Source organism: Paenibacillus ihumii (genome assembly GCF_001403875.1).
Lineage (GTDB): Bacteria > Bacillota > Bacilli > Paenibacillales > Paenibacillaceae > Fontibacillus > Fontibacillus ihumii.
In genome coordinates, this window is the sequence record NZ_LN884298.1 from 47064 (window position 1) to 69728 (window position 22665).

At 53.5% G+C, this 22665-nt stretch carries 14 protein-coding genes; 4 read left to right on the forward strand and 10 right to left on the reverse strand.

Features of this window, described 5'->3' with window-relative positions; translation table 11 throughout:
- Positions 1-350: 350 nt before the first annotated feature.
- Positions 351-3209, reverse strand: a complete 2859-nt coding sequence (gene uvrA / locus BN2762_RS05410; RefSeq protein WP_055106010.1) for an excinuclease ABC subunit UvrA — start codon at positions 3207-3209, stop codon at positions 351-353.
- A gap of 262 nt (positions 3210-3471) precedes the next feature.
- Positions 3472-5466, reverse strand: a complete 1995-nt coding sequence (gene uvrB / locus BN2762_RS05415; protein ID WP_055106011.1) for an excinuclease ABC subunit UvrB — start codon at positions 5464-5466, stop codon at positions 3472-3474.
- Between the two features lie 273 nt (positions 5467-5739).
- Here uvrB and BN2762_RS05420 point away from each other — a divergent pair, with 273 nt between their 5' ends.
- Positions 5740-6558 carry a flagellar motor protein gene (locus BN2762_RS05420; protein WP_055106012.1) on the forward strand — a complete coding sequence of 273 codons (819 nt, stop codon included), beginning with the start codon at positions 5740-5742 and terminating at the stop codon, positions 6556-6558.
- Positions 6555-7421, forward strand: coding sequence for a flagellar motor protein MotB (locus BN2762_RS05425; protein ID WP_055106013.1), 867 nt, complete (start codon positions 6555-6557; stop codon positions 7419-7421). Before BN2762_RS05420 ends, BN2762_RS05425 begins: the two co-directional genes overlap by 4 nt.
- Positions 7422-8105: 684 nt before the next feature.
- On the opposite strand, the gene BN2762_RS05430 is transcribed toward BN2762_RS05425, so the two are convergent.
- From BN2762_RS05430 to ftsE, 5 genes are all read right to left on the reverse strand, one after another.
- A complete protein-coding gene (locus BN2762_RS05430) occupies positions 8106-9467 on the reverse strand; it encodes a PDZ domain-containing protein (protein ID WP_055106014.1) in 1362 nt (453 codons plus the stop codon).
- Between the two features lie 441 nt (positions 9468-9908).
- Entirely contained in the window at positions 9909-11372 is a 1464-nt protein-coding gene (locus tag BN2762_RS05435) for a S41 family peptidase (protein WP_055106455.1), read from the reverse strand.
- A 203-nt stretch (positions 11373-11575) separates the two neighbouring features.
- Positions 11576-12793 (reverse strand): murein hydrolase activator EnvC family protein, encoded by a 1218-nt coding sequence (locus BN2762_RS05440; RefSeq protein WP_055106456.1) that lies wholly within the window; start codon positions 12791-12793, stop codon positions 11576-11578.
- Between the two features lie 44 nt (positions 12794-12837).
- Entirely contained in the window at positions 12838-13752 is a 915-nt protein-coding gene (gene ftsX / locus BN2762_RS05445) for a permease-like cell division protein FtsX (RefSeq protein WP_055106015.1), read from the reverse strand.
- Entirely contained in the window at positions 13742-14428 is a 687-nt protein-coding gene (gene ftsE, locus BN2762_RS05450) for a cell division ATP-binding protein FtsE (RefSeq protein ID WP_055106016.1), read from the reverse strand. Before ftsE ends, ftsX begins: the two co-directional genes overlap by 11 nt.
- A 219-nt stretch (positions 14429-14647) precedes the next feature.
- On the opposite strand from ftsE, the gene BN2762_RS05455 reads away from it, so the two are divergent.
- Entirely contained in the window at positions 14648-16165 is a 1518-nt protein-coding gene (locus tag BN2762_RS05455; RefSeq protein WP_055106017.1) for a VanW family protein, read from the forward strand.
- A gap of 307 nt (positions 16166-16472) precedes the next feature.
- Positions 16473-17837, forward strand: a complete 1365-nt coding sequence (locus BN2762_RS05460; RefSeq protein WP_083484777.1) for a CynX/NimT family MFS transporter — start codon at positions 16473-16475, stop codon at positions 17835-17837.
- A 109-nt stretch (positions 17838-17946) separates the two neighbouring features.
- Here the strand turns inward: BN2762_RS05460 and BN2762_RS05465 are convergent, their stop codons facing one another.
- From BN2762_RS05465 to BN2762_RS05475, 3 genes are all read right to left on the reverse strand, one after another.
- A complete protein-coding gene (locus BN2762_RS05465) occupies positions 17947-18567 on the reverse strand; it encodes a hypothetical protein (protein ID WP_222861027.1) in 621 nt (206 codons plus the stop codon).
- Positions 18568-18821: 254 nt separating this feature from the next.
- Positions 18822-20903: an alpha-glucuronidase family glycosyl hydrolase gene (locus BN2762_RS05470; RefSeq protein ID WP_055106019.1), complete on the reverse strand. Its 2082-nt coding sequence runs from the start codon at positions 20901-20903 to the stop codon at positions 18822-18824.
- Positions 20904-20918: 15 nt separating this feature from the next.
- On the reverse strand, positions 20919-22535 hold the full coding sequence (locus tag BN2762_RS05475; RefSeq protein ID WP_055106020.1) for a response regulator transcription factor: 1617 nt from the start codon (positions 22533-22535) through the stop codon (positions 20919-20921).
- Between the last annotated feature and the right edge of the window lie 130 nt (positions 22536-22665).

Here is a 22665-nt window from a genome sequence, read left to right on the forward strand (position 1 = left end):
TAAGCGCCCCGCCCAAAACATAACCCCCCCGAGTCACTGGATGTGGCTCAGGGGGGCTTCTCAAGCAACAAAGCACGCAAGCAACAAAAATTCCTGAGCATTCTGCCCTTCAGCTCTTGCACCTTGCAGATCCCCTGCTGATCACCGCACTGTTCACTGGCTCATAACTAAGCCCACAGCGCGGAGCCCACAATGCGCAGCCCACAGCACGAGGCTCACAACACATGAGGATTACTGCATGATGCAAATCGGCGACTCCAAGCGCGATATGCTCAGCTCTGTTGCTCTAGCAGCCGATCTGCCAAACCACATACTGGTCCCCTGTTCTCCGACCAGCTTAGCTCACCGGGTCATCCTTGCAGCTGCAGCTCCCGGGTTCGCTTCGTATCTCGCTCCAGGATCGGCTTCAAATAACGTCCCGTATAGGATTGCTTATTATTGGCAAGCTCCTCCGGCGTGCCTGTACCGATAATGGTGCCTCCGCCGCTGCCTCCTTCAGGTCCAAGATCAATGAGGTAATCTGCCGTCTTGATGACGTCGAGATTATGCTCAATGACGAGCACCGTCTCCCCGGAGTCTACCAATCGGTGGAGCACCTTAAGCAGTCGGTCGATATCATCGACATGCAGACCCGTCGTCGGCTCGTCCAAAATGTAAATCGTCTTGCCCGTACTGCGGCGGTACAGCTCAGAAGCCAGCTTCACCCGCTGTGCTTCCCCGCCCGACAGCGTCGTCGCCGGTTGGCCCAGTTTAATGTAGCCCAGTCCTACATCAAGCAGAGTCTGGATCTTGCGGTGGATCCGCGGAATGTTCTGGAAGAACTCAGTCGCCACTTCCACCGTCATCTCCAGCACATCAGCGATGCTCTTGCCTTTGTATTTTACTTCTAGCGTCTCGCGGTTATATCGCTTTCCTTTACATACCTCGCAAGGCACATATACATCGGGCAGGAAGTGCATCTCGATCTTGATGATCCCGTCTCCGCGGCAGGCCTCACAGCGTCCGCCCTTGATGTTGAAGCTGAAGCGCCCTTTCTTATAGCCGCGAATCTTCGCTTCCGAGGTCTGGGAGAAGAGATCGCGAATATCGTCAAAGACACCCGTATAGGTCGCCGGATTAGAACGCGGCGTACGCCCGATCGGGGACTGGTCGATGTCCACGACCTTCTCGACATGCTCCAAGCCTTTGATTTCCCGGTATTGACCCGGGCGTACCTTGGCACGATTCAAATCACGGGCGAGCGTTTTATATAAAATTTCATTAACAAGCGTCGATTTCCCTGAACCGGATACGCCCGTCACAGCGGTGAACACGCCGATCGGGAACTTCACGTTAATATTCTTCAGGTTGTTCTCCTTCGCGCCCTTCACCTCGAGCCAGCGTCCGTCAGGCTTCCGGCGCTCCGTATTCACCGGGATGAACTTCCTGCCGCTCAAATATTGGCCCGTCAGGGAGTTCGGATCCTCCATCACTTCCTGCGGTGTTCCTTGCGCGACAACCTGTCCCCCGTGCATGCCGGCTCCCGGGCCGATATCGATAATATAATCGGCAGCCATCATCGTATCCTCGTCATGCTCCACGACGATCAGCGTATTGCCGAGATCCCGCATATGGGCAAGCGTGGTAATCAATCGGTCATTGTCCCTCTGGTGAAGCCCGATGCTCGGCTCATCCAGAATATACAGTACTCCCATCAGGCTAGACCCGATTTGCGTAGCCAGCCTGATCCGCTGGGCCTCGCCTCCGGACAGCGTTCCAGCTGCGCGGCTCAGCGTCAAATAGTCAAGACCAACATTAACAAGGAAGCCTAGACGGCTGTTAATCTCCTTGAGGATCATATGGGCAATGGTCATCTCTTTCTCGCTCAAGCTCAAGCCGTTAAAGAATTCTCTCGCCTCGCCAATTGAAAGGCTGGTTACGTAGGCCATATTCCGCTCATTAATGGTGACGGCGAGACTTTCTTTCTTCAGACGGTGTCCTTTGCATGTGCCGCACGGCTTGGAGCCCATGAACTCTTCGATGAATTCACGAATCCCGTCCGAGGATGTCTCCCGGTAACGGCGCTCCAAATTGTGCACGATTCCTTCAAAGGTTACATAAGCGTCCTTGCTCATGCCAAAATCGTTCTGGTAACGGAAGCGGACTTTGGTATTGCCGGTCCCGTACAGCAGTATATCCATCTGCTCCTTTGTCAGCTCGCTGACCGGTATGTCCTGCGGAATACCGTAATGCTCGCACACCGATTTCAGAAATTGCGGATAGTAGTTGGACGTGCTTCCAGCCCAAGCTTCAAACGCGCCTTCTTCAATGCTCTTATTCGGATTCGGGATGAGCAGCTCGGGATCGATGATCATCTTGGCTCCAAGCCCGTCGCATTCCGGGCAGGCGCCGAACGGACTATTAAAGGAGAACATTCGCGGAGACAGCTCCTCGATGCTGAAGCCGCAGATCGGACAGGCAAAATTCGAGCTGAACCGCAGCTCCTCCTGGCCGATAATATCGACAAGCAGCTGTCCGCCGGACATTTTGAGAGCCGTTTCGATCGAATCCGCCAGCCGGCTGCGCACGTCCTCCTTAATGATGATCCGGTCCACGATCACTTCGATTGAATGCTTCTTGTTCTTCTCCAGCTCGATCTTCTCGGAAAGATCGCGCTGCTCTCCATCGACCCGGACCCGTACGAAGCCTTGCTTCGCGATCTCGGTGAAGAGGCTCTTATGCTCCCCCTTCTTGCCTGAAATAACGGGCGACAAAATTTGCAGTCTCGTTCTCTCTGGATACTGCATAATCCGGTCTACCATTTGCTCTACCGTTTGCGAAGTAATCTCGATGCCATGCTCGGGACAGTGGGGATGACCAACCCGGGCGAACAGCAGGCGCAAATAGTCATAGATTTCCGTTACAGTTCCTACTGTAGAGCGAGGGTTCCGGCTCGTCGTCTTCTGATCGATCGAAATCGCCGGAGACAGCCCCTCGATAGAATCGACATCCGGCTTCTCCATTTGCCCCAGGAATTGACGCGCATAAGCGGAAAGCGATTCTACGTAACGACGCTGCCCTTCCGCATAAATCGTATCGAAGGCCAGAGAGGATTTCCCTGATCCGCTGAGCCCGGTCAACACCACGAACTTGTCACGCGGAATCGTAATATCTATATTTTTCAAGTTGTGCGCTCTGGCACCTTTAATGACTATACTCTCACTGGCCAATGTTTTCATCTCCTTGATACTATATAACTTGAGCTATGGACTTGGATGAAGATAGCTGCGTTAGAAAAATGCTCCTACGGCCGGAATTGTTTTCAAATTTCATCATTTGATAGATCCACAACGGTTGAAATCCGAAAACAAAGGCGGCCGCAGCCTATGCTTTCAAAGCAGCTTTCTTACAGAAAGCGCAGGTTCTTCAGAATCATTTCACCACCCTGCTATGAATTCCATACTTAAGCTCAACTGAATATAGCTTCGTTTTTTACTCCGCCTTAAGCTCAAGAATAGCGTCGCGCAGCTCTGCGGCGCGTTCGAATTGCAGGTTCTTGGCCGCTTCCTTCATCTCGGCCTCCAGGCGTCCGATCATCGCCTGGCGATCGCGCTTGGACATCTTGCCCTTGCCTACGTCAGCCAGGTATTCGCTCTTGCTCTCGGCCACACGGGTCGCCTCGATGACGTCGCGTACCTTCTTGCGGATCGTCTGCGGCGTGATGCCATGCTTCTCATTGTAGGCAATCTGAATCGCGCGGCGGCGCTCCGTCTCCTTGATCGCTTTATCCATCGAATCTGTAATCTGATCGGCGTACATAAGCACACGTCCCTCGGAGTTCCGGGCCGCCCGGCCAATCGTCTGGATCAAGGAGCGCTCCGAGCGCAGGAAGCCTTCCTTATCCGCATCCAGTATCGCCACTAGTGACACCTCCGGCAGATCCAGCCCTTCCCGCAGCAGGTTGATGCCGATCAGTACATGGAAGGTACCCAGCCGCAGATCCCGCAGGATGCTCATCCGCTCCAGTGTCTTGATATCGGAATGGAGATAACGGACCTTAATGCCGATCTCTTTCAAGTAATCGGTCAGATCCTCGGCCATCTTCTTCGTGAGCGTAGTGACCAGCACCCGCTCATCCTTCTCCAGGCGATCCTGGATCTCTCCGATTAGATCGTCGATTTGCCCCTTCGTCGGACGCACCTCGATGACCGGATCAAGCAGCCCTGTCGGGCGGATGATTTGCTCTACCATTTTATCCGTATGCTCAATCTCGTAAGGACCCGGCGTCGCGGACACGTAAATCAGCTGATTCGCCTTCCCCTCGAACTCCTCGAACTTCAGCGGACGGTTATCCAGCGCCGATGGCAGCCGGAATCCATGCTCGACAAGCACGGTTTTCCGCGCCTGGTCCCCGTTGTACATCGCTCTGATCTGCGGCAGGGTAACGTGAGACTCATCGATCACGATCAGCATATCGTCCGGAAAATAGTCAAGCAAGGTATAAGGGGTAGCTCCCCGCTCCCGGAAGGTCAGCGGCCCGGAGTAGTTCTCGATCCCCGAGCAGAATCCAACCTCCTTCATCATTTCGATATCGTAACGGGTGCGCTGCTCCAGCCGCTGCGCCTCCAGCAGCTTGCCCTGCGAGCGGAACAGCTCCAGCCGCTCCTCCAGCTCCCTTTCGATATTCTGGATCGCAATGCGCATCGTTTCTTCCTGGGTAACGAAGTGAGAAGCCGGGAAAATAGCCACATGATCGCGTTCCCCCACCAATTCCCCGGTCAGCACGTCGATTTCCGTAATCCGCTCGATCTCATCGCCGAAGAATTCAATCCGTACAGCCTGCTCCCCTTTGGATGCCGGAAAAATCTCCAGTACATCGCCGCGCACGCGAAACGTGCCCCGGACGAAATTGATGTCGTTCCTCTGATACTGAATATCTACCAGCCGGCTCAATATCTGATTGCGCGGCTTCTCCATGCCGATCCGCAAAGAGAGGACGAGATCGCGGTACTCCATCGGCGAACCGAGGCCGTAGATGCAGGACACGCTGGCTACGATAATAACGTCGCGGCGCTCGAACAGCGAGCTTGTCGCGGAGTGCCTAAGCTTGTCGATCTCTTCGTTAATACTGGAATCTTTCTCGATGTATGTGTCAGAGGATGGGATATAGGCTTCTGGCTGATAGTAGTCATAATAGCTGACGAAGTAATCTACAGAGTTGTTCGGAAAGAATTCTTTGAACTCGCTCGCAAGCTGGGCAGCCAGCGTCTTGTTGTGGGCGATCACGAGCGTTGGACGGCCTAGTTTAGCGATCGTATGGGCAATCGTGAACGTCTTCCCTGTACCCGTTGCGCCCAGCAGCGTCTGGTGCCTCTTGCCTTGGCGGACCCCCTCCACCAGCTCCTCGATCGCCGCTGGCTGATCGCCCTGGGGAGAGAAATCGGAGACAATTTCAAATTTATTGTTGCTAAAGACAATATCACTCATTGTCCAACATCACCCTTATCGTCTAAAATGAAATACTAGGGAATTAAAATATCTTCATTATTTCCAAAAAGGAGGACAAGGCCTCCTTATCATATTAACCTAATTCTCTATTTTTAAGAAAATCATGCACCGATGACACAGATAGGCGTCACAGAAGCCGGATTTGCTAATTCCACATTTACGCAAAATAGGAATAAGTGTTCCCATGTAATTATACCTTTTTCATCCTCTCGATGCAATCGGTAAGTATAGGATAGGAGCTGTCGAAAATCTATGGATATCGCAACGATTATTGGCATTATTATCGGACTGGCCGCCCTGATTGGCGGTTTTTTGTGGGAAGGCGGAGAGGTCGGAGGCCTCATGCAGCTTACGGCAGCATTGATCGTTTTCGGCGGTACGTTCGCAGCGGTCATGATCAGCTTTCCTGTTCGGAGGCTAAAGACAATTCCCCGAGCCTTGAAGCTCGCTTTTACATCCGCAAACGCAAACACCGGGCAATTAATTGAAGACATCGTCGATATGGCTTCAACAGCAAGACGTGAAGGCGTTCTCTCCCTGGAACAGAAGATCGCCGAGCATCCCGACGCCTATTTGCGGGAGGGGATTCAGCTTGTCGTTGACGGTACCGACAGGGAAATGGTCAAGCAAATCATGGAGTATGACATGGATGCGGCCCAGTACAAATACGATGGCTACGCCAAAATCTTCGAATCCGCCGGCGGATATGCCCCGACGATGGGAATCATTGGGACGGTCATGGGGCTCATCCATGTCCTGGGCAGCCTGACGGAGCCGACGGCCCTCGGCCCTTCGATCGCATTGGCTTTTACGGCTACGCTGTACGGGGTGGCTAGCGCCAACCTCATATTCCTGCCGATCGCTTCCAAGATCAAAGCCCGCGGCGAAGACGACATCACCCGGATGGAAATGATTCTTGAAGGCGTACTTTCCATCCAGAATGGAGATCATCCGATCCTCGTTCGGCGGAAAATGGACTCCTTCGTCACGGACATGGATGCCGGGCTGCCTTCCGCTGCATCTTCATCTCCGTCTTCATCATCAGCTTCCTTCATGGAGAATGACCTATGAGGCAGCGCAGCAGCAGACAACGCAGGCAGGAAGGAGCCGAGACCAGAGACCGCTGGCTGATCACTTATGCTGACTTGATCACACTGCTGCTTATTTTTTTCGTGATCATGTATGCGATGAGCCGCCTCGATATCGAAAAATATGAGGTCGTCACCGCATCGCTCCAGCATACGTTCAAGAGCGGGGACTCGATTCTGGAAAAGGGCAGCGGAATTCTGGACTCAGCCGACCGCTACACCCATCGGAACCCGCCATCCGAAGGAGAGCTGGGCACGAATCAAGCGGATAACAACGGCAAGGATGCCCAGGGGCCAGACCAGAACCAAGGCAGCGGCCTGCAGCAGGGAGCCTCCTCGCAGGGGCCGCTTACGGAACGCGAGCTGGCCTTCCGCAAGCAGGAGGAAGAGCTGTCCAACCTGATGAAGATGATTGAAGCTTACATTAAAGACAACGGGCTGGAGGATCAGATTACGATAGCCGACCTGCCCAAGGGGATTTCTATCACCCTAAGCGACCGTTTCCTGTTCGACGTAGGCAAGGCCGAGCTCAAAGAGGGCTCCGCCAAGACGCTGTCCAAGCTTGCCAGCCTGTTCAGCACGCTTGACACCGTCATCAGCATTGAAGGACATACGGACAATCTGCCGATCGTCCATGCCTCGAAATACAAGGATAACTGGGAGCTGTCAGGAGCCAGAGCTTTATCGGTATTGCGTTATTTCGTGGACACCGAGAAGCTCGATCCGGAGGGCTTTCAGTATGCCGGATACGCGGACACACGCCCGGATGCCGACAACTCCACCGAAGCCGGCCGTCAAAAAAACCGCCGCGTCGAAATCACCGTCCTTCGCCAGCTGCAGCAGTAGCCAGGCTGGATTGTGCTATAGCCTGGCCTTTCTCGCACCGCGAGCCGCTTGCCGCTCACGGTGCGTTTTTGATTTGCTGTATTTCTTGGATTTCAGCATCGCCCAGGCGAGCAATTCATACTCGTTGCGTTTTTGTTTGCCGTATTTCTTAGACTCGGCGCCGCCAGGGCGAATAGCTCTGTGCTGCCTGGGCTATAGCTCTGCGCTGCCTGCACAAGATCTGTGCTCATGCTGCGTTTTATTTGCCGTACTATGGAGATCTCCATCCTGCTGCACAAGTACATCCGACCGACCTTCTCAACCTAATCAATTTGTTGTCGATCGTACATTGTTAACCTCAGGTATTTCACAAAAAAAGCAGTTCAGAGATCCTCTTCTGAACTGCTCTTTGTCGCGCTGATCTTATAGATTATATTCCGCTGCCTGTGGCCGAGTGACCACCCCAAATACAGTAATTTCGTGTGATTTCGTATGACTTTGGGTGACTTCGGATAACTTGCGTGACTTTGTGTGATTTCGAGCGATTTCGTGTGATTTTGTGTGATTTTGTGTGATTTTGTGTGACTTCGGGTGATTTTACGTAATTTCGTCTAATTTCGTCCGATCTCGCCTGATTTTGCGTGATTTAACGTGACTTCGCCTGAGTTTACCTGATTTCGCCTAATGGTTCTTTACACACTTTGGCTAACCTTCCGTCTCCGCCTGTATATCCTGCTTCAACGGCGTCTGGCCCTTGTCCGCAGACCTGGACTTATGCCCTCCTCCAGAACGGCGAGCCCCGCGATTTGCCGACTCTCCTTCGCGGCGCGGGCGAAGCAGGTGAATCAGCGAGATCGGCCGCATCCGCACGGCGAACGGCGCCTGATCGTCGGGCGCCAATATAACGCCAAGCTGGTGATGCTCGCCCGCATAAATCGCGCGCTGCAGGAACTTGCTCTCGCCCGCGAAATTGCGCACCTCCAGCTTGCAGAAAGCCGGGTTCATGCGCAGCGCGGCGTGCAGCTCCTCCTTCGTGGTCACAGGAGTGCCATTGGCCTTGGCGATCGTCTCACCGGCCTGGATGCCGAGCTCCTCCGCAGGACTGCCCGGAAGCACGGCAAGCACCTTGAGTCCGTCAACCGGATGAACGAACAGCGGGCTGCTTTTCTGTTCTTCCAAACGGCTAAGCCACACCAGCCCTTCATGCAAAATAATGCCCGCCAGCGCAGCCACAACCATAAATGGACTCCACCATGCGCTTAACAGGGCTAGCGCCAGCATAACCACCCCGTAACCGACCAGCCGGCCGGAGGATACCCGAGCCTTTGCCTTTGGCAGCAGCCCAGTGGTCATCTCCGTAAAACCAATCACGATCGGAAAAGCAATCCATTGAAACCCTCCCTGCCAGGCATCCCCGCCAAACAACGGCGTCCATGGCAGGACAGCCCCGGCCGTTTGCGCCGGAATCAGCAGGAACAGCGGAACCGGCCACAGGCTTTGCAATTGATAGCCCCCAACCAGCTTCCCGCGCTTCCCTTCAAAGAACAGCGGTCCGGCAAAGGCTGCCCCCTGCCAGCGTACCAGCAGGCCCTCCGCCACATGAAGCACGGCCGCTAAGCATAGCAGCGCAGGCATATTCAGCTCACGGACAATCCGAATCACCTCGGCGATCCATCCGCTGCCTTGAAGCCCCGGAGCCAGATTCAGAATAAACTGAGCTATGCCAAGCAGCCCCACAGCATAAGCCAGACATAGATAACGGACTCGGAACAGCAGCAAAAACAGCGTGACCGCCCAAATGCAGATGATCCCCTCCATGCTTATGGACATGCCGAGAAACAGCGAAATGAGCGATACACAGGCTCCGGCCGCGAGTCCTCCTAGGACGGTGCGCCACGTCTGCGCGCCCCAGCTGTGCAGCCTGACATGGAATAGCTTGCGCTCCAGCAGCACCTGACGCCTATAAATAAGCATGATCAGAATAATCGCAATATAATAGAACGGCTGCAGGAGAAGCTGCCCTCCCGCTTCCGCCAGCATCCACAGAACTTCAAGCACGGTATCCAAGTGGTATTCACGCCCCCATCCTTTTGAGAAGCACAATCGGTGCCAATATTCACGATTAATGTACATTTAGCTGGATTGCCTGTGTCTATTTTATCTTTTTGCACCGACTAGACAAAATAGCTGTATTTATTGTAACTAAAGTACTGTTTTTAACTCTACTTTCCTAAAAGACTTATTTTAAATACAGAAAATCCAGCTAATTATATGTTGAACGTTAAAATGCAACTTTTAAATACAACAAATCCAATTACTATATAACGATAACGCCATAACGATAACGCCTGCAAACAGCTAACTTTTACACCTGCAAACAGCTAACTTTTACACGAGCAAGTAAGCCCAGCGACTCCACTAGCAGTAATCATAACAGTTACTCCAGCAACCATCCTAACGGTCCACAAGCAATCATCTTAAGAAAAAAGAAGGCTGAAGTCAGCCCTCTTATGGTTTCGACGCCGCTTTGGTGATTTCCTTCCGGATTTCCTCCAAGGCACGGTTCAATTGTGCATCATTCTTCGGATCGCGGATGAGCTCAATCAGTTTGCTCTCCAGCTTCTCTGCCGTCTTAGCCTCAAGCACACCATTTGCTTCGAGCTCATTAGCACCCTGGAATTGTTTCAGTGCACGCTCTGTATTTTTATCGAAATAGCCGTCTACCCGGCCCGGATCGAAGCCGAGGCCTTTGAGCATGATTTGCGCGCTCTTCACGTCTTCACCGAGCATATCATACTTATAGGTTTTCTCTTTATTGATCGGAGCTACCCAGAAATAATCCGGCTGGGACACACTGATGTCCGGCTGGATTCCCTTCTTGTGAATCCACTCCCCGTTCGGGGTCAGCCACTTGGCGATCGTGATTTTGAGCATGCTGCCATCGCCCAGTTCCTGAGAGTAGCTTGACTGCACCGTGCCTTTGCCGTAGGTCGGCTCACCGACCAGCTTCGCTCCTGCCGATTCCTGCAATGCTCCCGCCAAAATTTCCGATGCGCTGGCGCTGCCTTTATTCGTAACCACCACGATCGGATACGGCTTGCCGGAGCCTTGCGATAACGTGGCCTCCCGGCGTCCGTTCTTATTCTCGACCTGAACGATTCCTTTGCCCTTAGGCACAAACATCTCCGACATTTCAATAACGATCGGCAGCACGCCCCCCGGATTATTCCGCACGTCGATGACCAGGCCCTTCATTCCCTGATTCTCCAGCGCCTCAAGCTCTTTCTTGAAGCGGTTCGCCGTATTCATCGAGAATTCCGTAATTTCGACCACGCCGACCTTGTCGTTCTCCATCCGCGCATATACCGTCTCAAGGGCTATATCATCACGAACGATCGTAAACTCCATAGCTTCCGAGGCTCCGGCGCGCTTCACTTTAATTTTGGCTTCTGTTCCTTTGGGGCCGCGGATTTTGGATACAGCCTCATTCAAGGTCAGCCCTTCAAAAGATTCCCCGTTCACAGACAATAAAATATCCTTCGGCTTGATGCCGGCCTTCTCCGCCGGGGAGCCCTTAATCGGCGAAACCACGACTACATTGCCGTTCTCCATCGATACCTCGGCACCGATTCCCGTAAAGGAGCCTTCAATCTGCTCCGAAAATTGCTGGGCCGTTGCACCAGCCATATATGAAGAGAATGGATCCTCCAGCGCATTCATCATTCCATTGATGGCGCCGTCCACGAGCTTGCCGCGATCCACCTTTTCCACGTAGTTCTTGGCTACCAGATCAAGCGCAGTCTCGATCTTCTTAATATCGCTCTTCGACTGTCCGCCGATATCCGCGAATAAGCCGCTCGACAGCTGTCCCGAGCCAGCCAAGCTCCATTGTCCCGTAAAAGTCACGGTGAGCAAACTGCTGACTACCATAGCAACCAAAACGAGTAGAGTAACTGTGCGTCCTTTGAACATGAAGAAATTCACCGCCTCTGTTTTATCCGGCCGACTCGAAGCCCACCTGTTATAACCATCATAGTATATGTTCAGCTTGTACGGAATATAATGCAACGATGAAAAGAAGGAAAAACGGATATTCATCCTGCATGGACGGTATCCGTTTCATTGTCGCATAATTCTATTGTATAAGTGCTAAATCAAAAAGTCCAACGTAACTGCTACAAATAAGGGGACGGATCTACAGGGCTGCCGTTAATCCGCACTTCGAAATGCAGATGCGGACCCGTCGAGTTGCCTGTGCTGCCCACCTCGGCGATCTTCTGTCCGCGCTTCACTTGCTCGCCCTTCTCGACTTTGATTCCGCCGTTGCGAATATGCCCGTACAGCGTCCAGACGTTATTCCCATGGTCGATGATGACCGTGTTGCCGTAGCCGCTCCACCACTCGGCAACGATGACCACGCCGCCTTCGGCCGCTTTGATATCCGTTCCCTGCGGAGCCGCAAGGTCCATTCCTGTATGCTTCTTCGTCTTTCCCGTAATCGGGTGAACCCGGGTTCCGTAGTTGGAGGATAGGCGTGCCCCGCTGACGGGCAGCGCCATCGAGCCGCCATTGCCTTTAAATCCGCCAGATCCTTTAGAACTCTTCTTGTAAGTATACACCTGCGCTGCCTTCAGCTTGTTCTTCTCTTTCTCTAGAGCCGCCCGCTTTGTGGCCAGCTCTATGAGAAGATTCTCCTGCTCTTCACTAATATCGTCGGATTCCTCAATCTCGGCATGATATTTGGCAATCAGCTGCTGCTTCTCGATCTCCTTCTGCTCCAGCTCGCTCTTGCGAGCCTCGGCATCCGCATAGAGCTGCTTGACCTTGGCGTAGTCCTGCTCCAGCTGCGCCTTCTGCTCTTCAATCAAGAGCTTGTCCTGCTTATGCTCCTTCAGCAGCAGCTGATCCTGGTTCGCGATCGCCTGCAGCGAATCCGCACGCTCCAGAAAATCCGTGAAGCTGGTCGAGGACAGCAGTACATCGAGGTACGAGACGGCCCCGTCGGTATACATCAATCGTACGCGGGAGTCAAGCAGACTGGAGCGCTCCTCAATCCGCGCCTCCGTCTCGCTCAGCTTCACTGCAGTATTTCGAAGACTCTCCTCTGTATCATGAATCTGCATGGAAATTTTCGCGAGCTCCGCGCTCACGACGTCCATCTGTCTGAGAACCTCCTTGAGGTAATTCGTATTCTTGTTCACGTAATGCTGAGCTTCCTGCTTCTGTCTGGCAGCCTTCTCCTGCTGCTGCTTCGCTTGCTTGGCCTGCTCCTGCAGCTGCTTCAGCTCTTTATCGATTTGACTTATAGTCTTACTCTTGGCGTACCCATTATCCGGTTGGAAGATCATGGCGGCTAAAGTGATTACGACTGCAACGGAAATCCACTTTTTCAACTTCGCTTCCCCGTCCTTCTTCATTAGTTCTTACTTATAATTAGTTACACCTTAAGAAATTTACGTATGGAAACTGTACTTCCCCATATACCGATCAGCAGACCCAGTCCGATTAATAGCACCGCGAGCTGGAATCCGACCTCGTCGAGCGGCACGAGCTGGAAAGCCAGTGTAATGTCCTCTTTAACGGAATTTGTAAGCTGGTTATAACCGAAGAATAGAACGCCCACCGTAATGGCCGAACCGATCAGCCCGATCAGCGCGCCTTCTACGAAGAACGGCCAGCGAATGAACATATTCGTCGCGCCTACCAGCTTCATGATGCCGATTTCTCGGCGGCGAGCCAAAATCGTTACGCGAATCGTATTGGATATTAGGAACATGGCCACCAGGCCAAGGCCTGCAACAAAGGCAAAGCCGATATTGCGGACGGCGCGGGTAATTTTGAACAGCTTCTCCGTTGTCCCTTGCCCGTATCTTACTTTATATATCGGTTCATCCGGATATTTCGTGTTGAGCTGCTCGATCTTGGTAGCGACGTACGGAACCGTAGTCGGTTCAACGACCTCCACCTGGAGCGTATCCGGAATCGGATTCGTTGTTTCGTCATAGCCTTCGAGCAAATCCTTGCCTTCCTCTCCAAGCTGCTCGCGGAAATCCTTGAGCCCCTCCGCTTTGGATATGAAGGTAACCTTGCTCACCTCCTCCATCGCCGCGATATCATTATGCAGCTTCTGCCGCATGCTGTCGTCGACGTTGGAGTTGAGATACGTCTTGATCTGCACCATGCTGTCCGCGTCATCCGCGAACGAATTGACGTTAAGCACCAGCAGGATAAACACGCCTAGAACGAATAGCGACACAATAATAGATGTAACAGAAGCCACAGACATCCAGCCGTTGCGGAACACATTCTTCGCACCTTCGCGAAAATGACGCAGGAGGGTACTAAAATTCATAGCCATATTCCCCTCTCTGCTCGTCCCGAACAATATGGCCCTGTTCAATGGCGATAACACGCTTGCGCATGTTGTTCACAATCTCCTTGTTATGCGTAGCCATCACGATTGTCGTTCCCCTGAAGTTAATCTCATCCAGCAGCTGCATGATCTCCCAGGAAGTCTCCGGGTCGAGATTTCCGGTAGGCTCGTCGGCTATGATGACTGATGGATTGTTGACGATCGCCCTGGCGATGGCCACCCGCTGCTGCTCTCCCCCCGACAATTGGGAAGGGTCGCGATTGGCTTTGTTCTTCAGCCCGACGAGGTCCAGCACCTCCATGACGCGCTTCTTGATCACCTTCTTCGGCGCTTCTATCACTTCCAGCGCAAAGGCCACATTCTCAAAGGCCGTCAGCTTGGGCAGGAGCCGGAAATCCTGGAACACGACGCCGATATTGCGGCGAACGTAGGGGATCTTCCGCTGCTTCAGCCGCCCGATATTGAAGCCGTTAACTGAAATTTGTCCTTTCGTAGGTACTTCCTCGCGATATATAAGCTTCATGAACGTCGATTTCCCCGCGCCAGAAGGGCCGACGACATATACGAATTCATTGCGGTCTATCTGAACCGAGACGCCGCGAAGGGCGTGAGTCCCATTGGGATAGGTCTTCCAAACATCCTGCATTTCTATCAACTCATCACGTCCTAAACCTTGATTCCTGATCTATATCTTCCTGTAATTCATTTCGACACTTTCCAGCCAATTCCTTTAAAAGCTGAGTTATTTCATCAGCCCGTTTTTTATTGTAACAAATATGTTACCACTTGAGTACCCTGAAGCTCCGAAAGTTTCCAGAATTTCATCATATATATGTTTGTACGCCGCCATTTCACGATTCGAAAGGAGAACCGTATGAAGATATTACACCTCGTAACCATTGTACTCGCTTGCACGCTGCTGCTTGGATCCATTTTCTTCGGAACCCTTTTCCTGTATGCCAGCCGGGATACGGTACCTCCCGGGGTTACCATCAACGGAATGGATATCGGCCATATGAGCCAGGGCGAAGCGACGGCTTTGGTCGAGGAAATGATCCAGAGCATGGAGCAGGAAAAAATTGTCGTTAAAGTGCGGCGAACCGAGGTTGCTTCGACCTGGAAGGAGCTCGGCATACGATACGATGCCTCCCATTTCTACGGCGCTCTCACCCGCTTGCAGGAAGGAACCCTGTGGGAACGGGCACAGACCCGATGGCATTTCCCCAAGTTCTGGGAGCTGGACATCATTCTGAATGAGAAAATATTACGCCAGTTATTCACTCCACATTGGGAGGAAGCCCGCTTCGGCAGGCCAGTCAATGCCGTACGCCTTATCTCCGCCAAGGACGAGATTACATATCTGCCAGGCCAGGCCGTTACCCGGATCGATTGGATCAGCTTCAGAGCCCTTATTCAGCAGCGCAGCCCCAGGCTTCCGCAGCATAAAGATGAATCCGGTCACAGAGCTGATCAAGCCGAGCCCGGAGTGCCTGTTCTCGAAGTCCCCCTGTATACCCTAGAGCCGAGGGTCACCCTGGAAAGCCTGCAGAAGCAGGGCATTGAGCGAAAAATTACGCAGTTCACGACAGAACTGCAGGGAAGCGGGGAAGGCCGACGCCATAATATCGATGCTGTAGCTCGTACGATTCAAGGGATGGTGCTGCCGCCGGAAGGGATTTTTGACTATGAGCAGGTAGTTAAAGCCGCGGAGGACAAGTATGGCTTCCGAGAAGCGCCGGTCATTTTCGGCGGCAGGCTCGTGCCAGGCATTGGCGGCGGCATCTGCCAAGTATCCAGCACCCTGTACAATGCCGCCATTCGGGCGGGACTTGATATCGTAGAGAGGCGCAATCACACGCTGCCCGTCAGCTACGTCCCTAAAGGGCTGGATGCCACATTTGCTAGAGGCTACATTAATTTTCGCTTCAAGAACACGACCGGCCGCCACCTGCTCATCCAATCCGAGATCAGGCAGGACCAATTGACCGTAAAGCTCTTCGGCTCGGCCCCAGACGACATCACCTATGATGTCGAATCGTTTACAACCGAATGGATTCCCATCCCGACAAAATACGTCGCCAATCCCTCCCTGACGCCCGGTGCACAAGAAACGATTACCCAGGGCAAGCCCGGTTATGTCGTTGAATCCTATAGAATCAAGAAAGTCTCCGGCAAGACCGTAAGCAGAACCAGACTGTCCCGTGATACATACCCGCCTCAGCCTACCGTCATAGCGATATATAGTGAGAAAAATAGCGGGGAGGAAACTAAAAATGAGGGGAATAACAAGCCCGGCCAAGGTGGAAATTCGCCTTCGCACCCAGCGCCGAACCCTGGCGAGGCGGTTCCGAAGGTCATATTAGAGGACGGCGTTGAAGGGCCAAGCTTCTAAACGCTAAGGATATCGATTGGACGCCCGCCGAATTCCATACAACAGATTTGTTTACATCATATTGGGGAGCTTTGTGCATGAAAAGGGTGCTTTATGCATGAAAACTTCATTAGGAGCCATTACCCGTATGCGAGCAGGGTTCAACACCTGCCGATCCCGTGTAATACGCAGCAAAAGCAAGCTGCGCGCAAGTCAGCTTGCTTATTCTACTGCCGGAACTTGACTATTGCTTGAAAAAGTTTTCATATGTTAAAGTTAAGCCACTTTAGTAAGCACGGCATAATAACCAGGAGGAATATCTACAGCCATGAATAAAACAAATTACGATTCATCTGTCCCATCCGAAATAGAAGCTGACGTACATTCCTCTTCCTCCGACCCAGGTACCGATTACAAAACGGGTCAAAGCAGTCCGAAAGGCCGTCCCGGCCAAGGTGCCAATTCCCGCTCTTCAATTGATAACCTGGAGCAGGGCCAGAACAGCCGTCCCGTTTCGAGCCGGCTTGGCGCCGCAGCGCTGCTGATCACGGCCATCCTGCTTACGGCGGCCACGCTGCGCTCCCCCCTGACTGGCGTCGGCTCGCTTATCGGCGAAATTCAGGGCAGCACAGGGCTATCCCATACTGCATCAGGAATGCTCACTACACTGCCGCTGATCGCTTTTGCCATCTTTGCGCTTGCTGCTCCCAAGCTGGGGTGGCGGTTCGGGATGGAACGGACGATGTTCTGCTGCATGATCATCATGACTGCTGGAATCCTGCTCCGGTCCATGCCTAATATCCCGGCACTATTCCTCGGAACTGCCCTGATCGGCAGCGCAATTGCCGTCTGTAACGTGCTCCTGCCCGGATTGATCAAGCGCGACTTCCCCCATCGCGTCGGCCTTATGACCAGCCTGTACACCTCATCCATGAACGGCTGGGCCGCCATCGCTTCGGGGATCAGCGTTCCTCTATCGCGTAACGCCGGCTGGAGAAGCGCTCTTATCTATTGGGTCATTCTCTCGGCCGTGACCGCGCTGGCCTGGATTCCCCAGCTGCGCCGCAGCGGGGATCCAGGCAGGGCGCGAGGCGCGAGTTCCTATCACAAAACGGGAGCCGTCTGGAAATCAGCCATCGCCTGGCAGGTCACGATTTTTATGGGCTTCCAGTCGATCATGTTCTATATCGGAATCTCGTGGCTACCGGAAATTCTCCATGAACGGGGAATGAGCCCCGCCACCGCCGGCTGGATGCTCTCCCTGATGCAAATCGCCAGCATGGCCGGCTCTTTCCTGATGCCGCTTATCGCCTCAAGATCGCAAAGCCAGAAGGGTCTGGCCGCCGGCTCCTCCTCCCTGTTCCTGCTCGGGTTCGGAGGGATATGGCTCGGCTCCGCTGCCCTGGCCCCGCTGTTTATCGCGGCGATCGGACTCGGCTGCGGAACGACCTTCAGCCTCGTCATCCTGTTCTTCGCCCTGCGGTCGCGAACGGCGGATCAGGCTGCCGAGCTGTCCGGCATGGCGCAGTCCATCGGCTATTTACTGGCTGCCGTAGGCCCTACCCTGTTCGGCTTCATCCACGATAAGAGCGGCAACTGGTCGGTTCCGCTGGCAACGATCACTGGGCTGTCCCTAGTGACGATTCTCTTCGGATACGCCGCAGGGCGCAAAGGCTATATTGAGCCCAAATAATGCCAAGAGCGAAACAGCATGACCTTCGGTTGCCCCATTTCCGGTTAGCCTATCTCCAGTTGGGCCATCTCCGTTGGGGCGATGATAAGCTTCAGCGGACAGGCCTGCCTCACTGCACCTGTCCTGCACTGCCTACAGTTGAGCCGGGATCAGCTTCGTAATGCACCCTGTACTCCACACGGTCTATTTCACAGCCCGGTCCGATCCGGATTGTATTTCCCCTAACGACCCCCGCTTTGGTTGCCTCCAGCATAATGTCATCCCCCTCAATCAGCTCGGCTGTCAGGCGAGGAGCTAATGTGGACGACAGCAAGCCAATCAGACGGCCAGCCCCCAGCTTCTTGCGGACGCGGATGCGTTCGCCGCTAATTTCACTGGCACGGCACGCTCCGGCCATCACGATATCCATCTCTCTTGCGCTCAGCTTCCCGCCAACCTGGAGAAGGCCATGAACCTGTAATGTTTCGTATTTTGCCGAGCCGTCCAGCTTCATCCCGCCGTCGATGTCCGCTTGTTCGCCAACCGCTCCGCCGCTGGCCTGCAGCATCCCGTTGATGTGGATACGGCCAAAGCTCACATCGCCATCCAGCTTCATCGTTCCGTCCAAACGCAGCTGCTCTCCGGCAATCGTACCCGAACCCCGGCCCGTTCCGTTCAGGCGAAATTGCTCCGCATATGTCGAATCCGTCAGCTTCAATGACCCGTTTGCCGTGAGAGAAGCACACTTCACTTCCCTTGGATCGTCGCGGCTCCGTCCGTATTGATTTTTCCATAATGGCCGCCCGGCACCTGGCCCACCCCATTTATTCTTATAACCTTTGCTAACCGTTCCTCCAAATTCATCCACCTCTCTTTTATTACATCGATCATACGAAAAGAGGCGACAACCGTACAATAAAAAACGCAAAGAACCCCGGATTCCAACCGAAGTTGAAGTCCAGGGTCTCTGTTAGGCATAAATGATCTTATTGTTTTATAAGAACTCTAGTAAATCACCCGGTTATGCTGATCCTTGATGCCTGATTTGCGGTAGAAATACGTATTGATGACATCGCGCCAATGCTTGGCGCTCTCCAGCTGCTCCAGCAGACGCTCTTTGACATGCTCATAACGCTGCCGGTCAAGCTTCGACTCCAGGGCAGCCCAGCGGACGAGCCACTGTTCAACCTGCTCCACTCCTGCAAAATGAGTGTCGTAAATATGCTGAATCACCGTCTTGCCGGATTTCAGAACATGCATGTAAGGAACATGATGGAAGAATAGCAGCAGCTCATCCGGGCAAGACTCCAGGCTGTCATACAACGCTGCATTAGCGCCAACATATTGGGCGGTATATCCCGTGCCCGTCGCCTGGGTTCTGTCCACGCCGATGCCGTCGCGGTCAGCGAAGTGGTATGTTCCCCATTTGGAGTACTCATAGCCGTCCACATCAGGGCCGTAGTGGTAATGCGGCACGACCATCCAGCCTACGCCAAGCGGGGACGTATAGCTCTCATAGGTCGGCCAGGATTCCATGAGAATGCCGAGGATGGTGTCCGTGACATCCGGATCCAAGCCAAAGGTCATGCTCGTCCATTCCTTGGCGATCTCCTCCGCGCTCAGCTCCGGATTCCACAGCAGCCGCCCATATCCATACAGATTGGATTGGGCAAGATAATGCCCTGTCCAGTTATAATCGTTGCCAATGCTGGACACTGCCGTAATCCCGCTATATTTGTACGGATGAACCTGTCCAGCGACAATATCCTTCACCTTGCTGCCTTCGCCCTGACAGAGGGTGTCGAACTCCAGCACCTCTTTCCACTGCGGGATCAAGTAGCATACATGCCTTTGCTGACCCGTATACTCCTGCGTAATTTGAAACTCCAGCATCTGATTCGTCTGCTTCATGGCGCCGAACAACGGCGATACCGGCTCTCTGACCTGGAAATCCATCGGGCCATTCTTGATTTGCAGGATGACGTTATCCTTGAATCTGCCGTCCAGCGGCTTGAAATGATCGTAGGCCGCGCGGGCCCGGTCGGTCTTGCGATCCCGCCAGTCCTGGTGGCAATCGTAGACGAAGCATCTCCACAGCACGAGTCCGCCAAAAGGCTCCAGCGCCTCGGCCAGCATATTAGCGCCGTCTGCGTGATCCCGTCCGTAAGTGAACGGCCCTGGACGGTTCTCGGAATCTGCCTTGACCAGGAAGCCCCCAAAATCAGCAATATAACGATAAATGTCCGCCGCCCGCTGCTTCCACCATTCCTGTACCGCCGGCTCCAGCGGGTCAGCCGTGGACGTAGCGCCCAGCTCAATTGGTGCTGCAAAGTTCACGCTGAGATAGAGGCGAATGCCGTATTCGCGGAATACGTCAGCAACCCGGGCAACGTCCGGCAAAAGCTCAGGCGTAATCAGCTTCGTTTCTACCTCGTGCACGTTCACGTTATTGATGGCGATACCGTTAATGCCAACGGAGGCCAGCATTCGGGCATATTCCCGCACGCGAGTCAAATCGGAGACGATGATGCTGTCTTGGTAAAAAATCGATTGGCCCGCATAACCGCGCTCAATGCTTCCGTCCATATTATCCCACTGGTTGACCATCCGCAGCTGGTACTTCGGCGCTTCGATCAAATTCAGTTCATCGGGAGATTGACCCGCCGTCTGCAGCAGGCGCAGGAAATGAAAGACGCCATATAGCAGGCCCTTATCCGTTCCGCCGGCAATGATAATGCCCTCCTTGCCTTCCCGGACTGCCTTGCGGATGATATATCCTTCTTCCCCGAGGCGAGCTGTCTCCGCCGTCTCGATCGAATCCTTCAACAGAGGCAAATTGCCGCCGCTGCCGATTGTCCCTACGGCCAGGAAGCGGTCTGCAGCTGCATCCCGAAGCACGGAAGGCTGCTTGCCCGTCAGCTTGGCGATACCTTCCGTCAGCTCCTGAATCGCCGTGCGGGAAACAGGTGAAGCCGCTTCTTCCGCCACGATACTGCTCAAATACCCTTCAAACGGCTTTATCGCTGCGGAACGCCCTGCTGAAGCTTCGTCATATCGCAGCCATGCCAAATCATATTTGCTGTTCATTCTGCCACCTCTTCTTCATTTCACAATTTCCGTCGGGTTCATTCCCGTGATCTTCTTGAACACGGTGCTGAAATACGGTACGTTCTTATACCCGACCATTTCAGCCACTTCGTAGACTAATGCTTTCTTCTCCATCAGGAGCTCCCTGGCCTTCTCAATCCGGACCCTTGTCAAATAATTGTTGAACGTCTCGCCCGTAATGTTCTTGAAGATCATCGACAGGTAGTTCCGCGAAATGTACACCTTATCCGCCAGTCCGGCCAATGTAATATCCTCGGCATAATGCTCGTGGATGTATTCCATCATGAAATCGACGGCCTGCCGATGCTTGCCGTTGCCGCCCCACTCGCGGCTGCTGAACACGATTCCGATCTTGGCCCCAAGCCATTCGGCCAGCTCGGAAGGACGCTTTAGTTCGGTGATTTCGCGGGTGATGGAATCGTTCGAAAAAATATCGTCCAGCACCGTCCCCATCTCATAAAAAGCAAAGGCGATAATTCCCCACAGCTCGCCTGCCAGCATGCCGACATACGACTTCGTGATGCCTTCCTCCTGCTCTAGGCGCGTCATGTAATCCATAATAATTTTGCGCGCCTGATTCTCCTGCGACGTTCGGATCGCCCCGGCCAGCTCCAAATACAGCTTAACGGGCCGGATTGGCATTCCAGCTCCTCCGCTGCGAAGCTCCCGTGTATAGACGTACAGATCGTACCCGGGAACTGCCGGCTGGGGATTCAAATCAATGACGCGGAAGGCTTCCTCCGTCGAGCTGCCGATCTCACCAATGCTCTTCTTCCGCTCCCCGATCCCGATGCGGAGCTTCAGCTTCAAATAGCTCTGAACGCAATCGATCAGGCGGACGCCTAGCTGCTCCAGCCGTTCGCGCAGCCGGTCGTCCTTCTCTGTACGGTCGCTGTGGACGATAAGCACGGAGCGATTGGTATGCAAATCGGTATAATCAAAGGAGGCGAAGGCCTCCTGGGTTACCTCGCTAACGATATTGCTGACTGCAAAACGAAGGAGGCTCCAGTCTGGAAGGCTCAGCTTGGCTGCCCGCTGATCGCGAACCAATTCGATGCCTATGACGGTATGATCACAATCAGACCAGTAACGATATGGCGTTGGAATCTCCGTCTGCAGACGGGAGCTCTGCAGGGTGCCCGCCGCAGCCGACTTGACCCATTCCTTCTCAACGAAAGGCTCATACAAGCGCAGCTTCTGAATCAGCTCATCCTGCTTCATGCGCTTCTCTTCCTGCTTCTCCAAATCGTCGATGGCCTGGCCCAGCACGGACTTTAGAGTAGGAACGCTGACCGGCTTGGACAAATAGTCGCTTACATTCAGCCGAAGAGCTTGACGGGCATATTCAAAATCCGAATATCCGCTGAGAATGATGATTTTGCCTGCATATCCGCTTTGCCGCAGCTGCTCGATCATATCGAGCCCGTTCATCACGGGCATATATAAATCCGTAATCACGATATCGGGCGAAGCAGATTGTATCATTTCCAGTCCTTCTTCACCGTTCAGCGCCTCGCCCGCCCATTCTGCATTAAGCTCGTCCCAGGGGATCGCTCTCCTGATTCCCTGCAGCACCCCGCGGTCGTCATCGATAATTCCAATCTTCCACATCCTCTAGAGCCCCCTTCTCCTGCACATGATGCTCGCGCATTTTATTTATTGAATAAAATGCCTGCAATGATGATAATACGCCATGCCTGATGAGCTGTTAAGCCCCTCAGGCATGACGTTATAGTTTAGA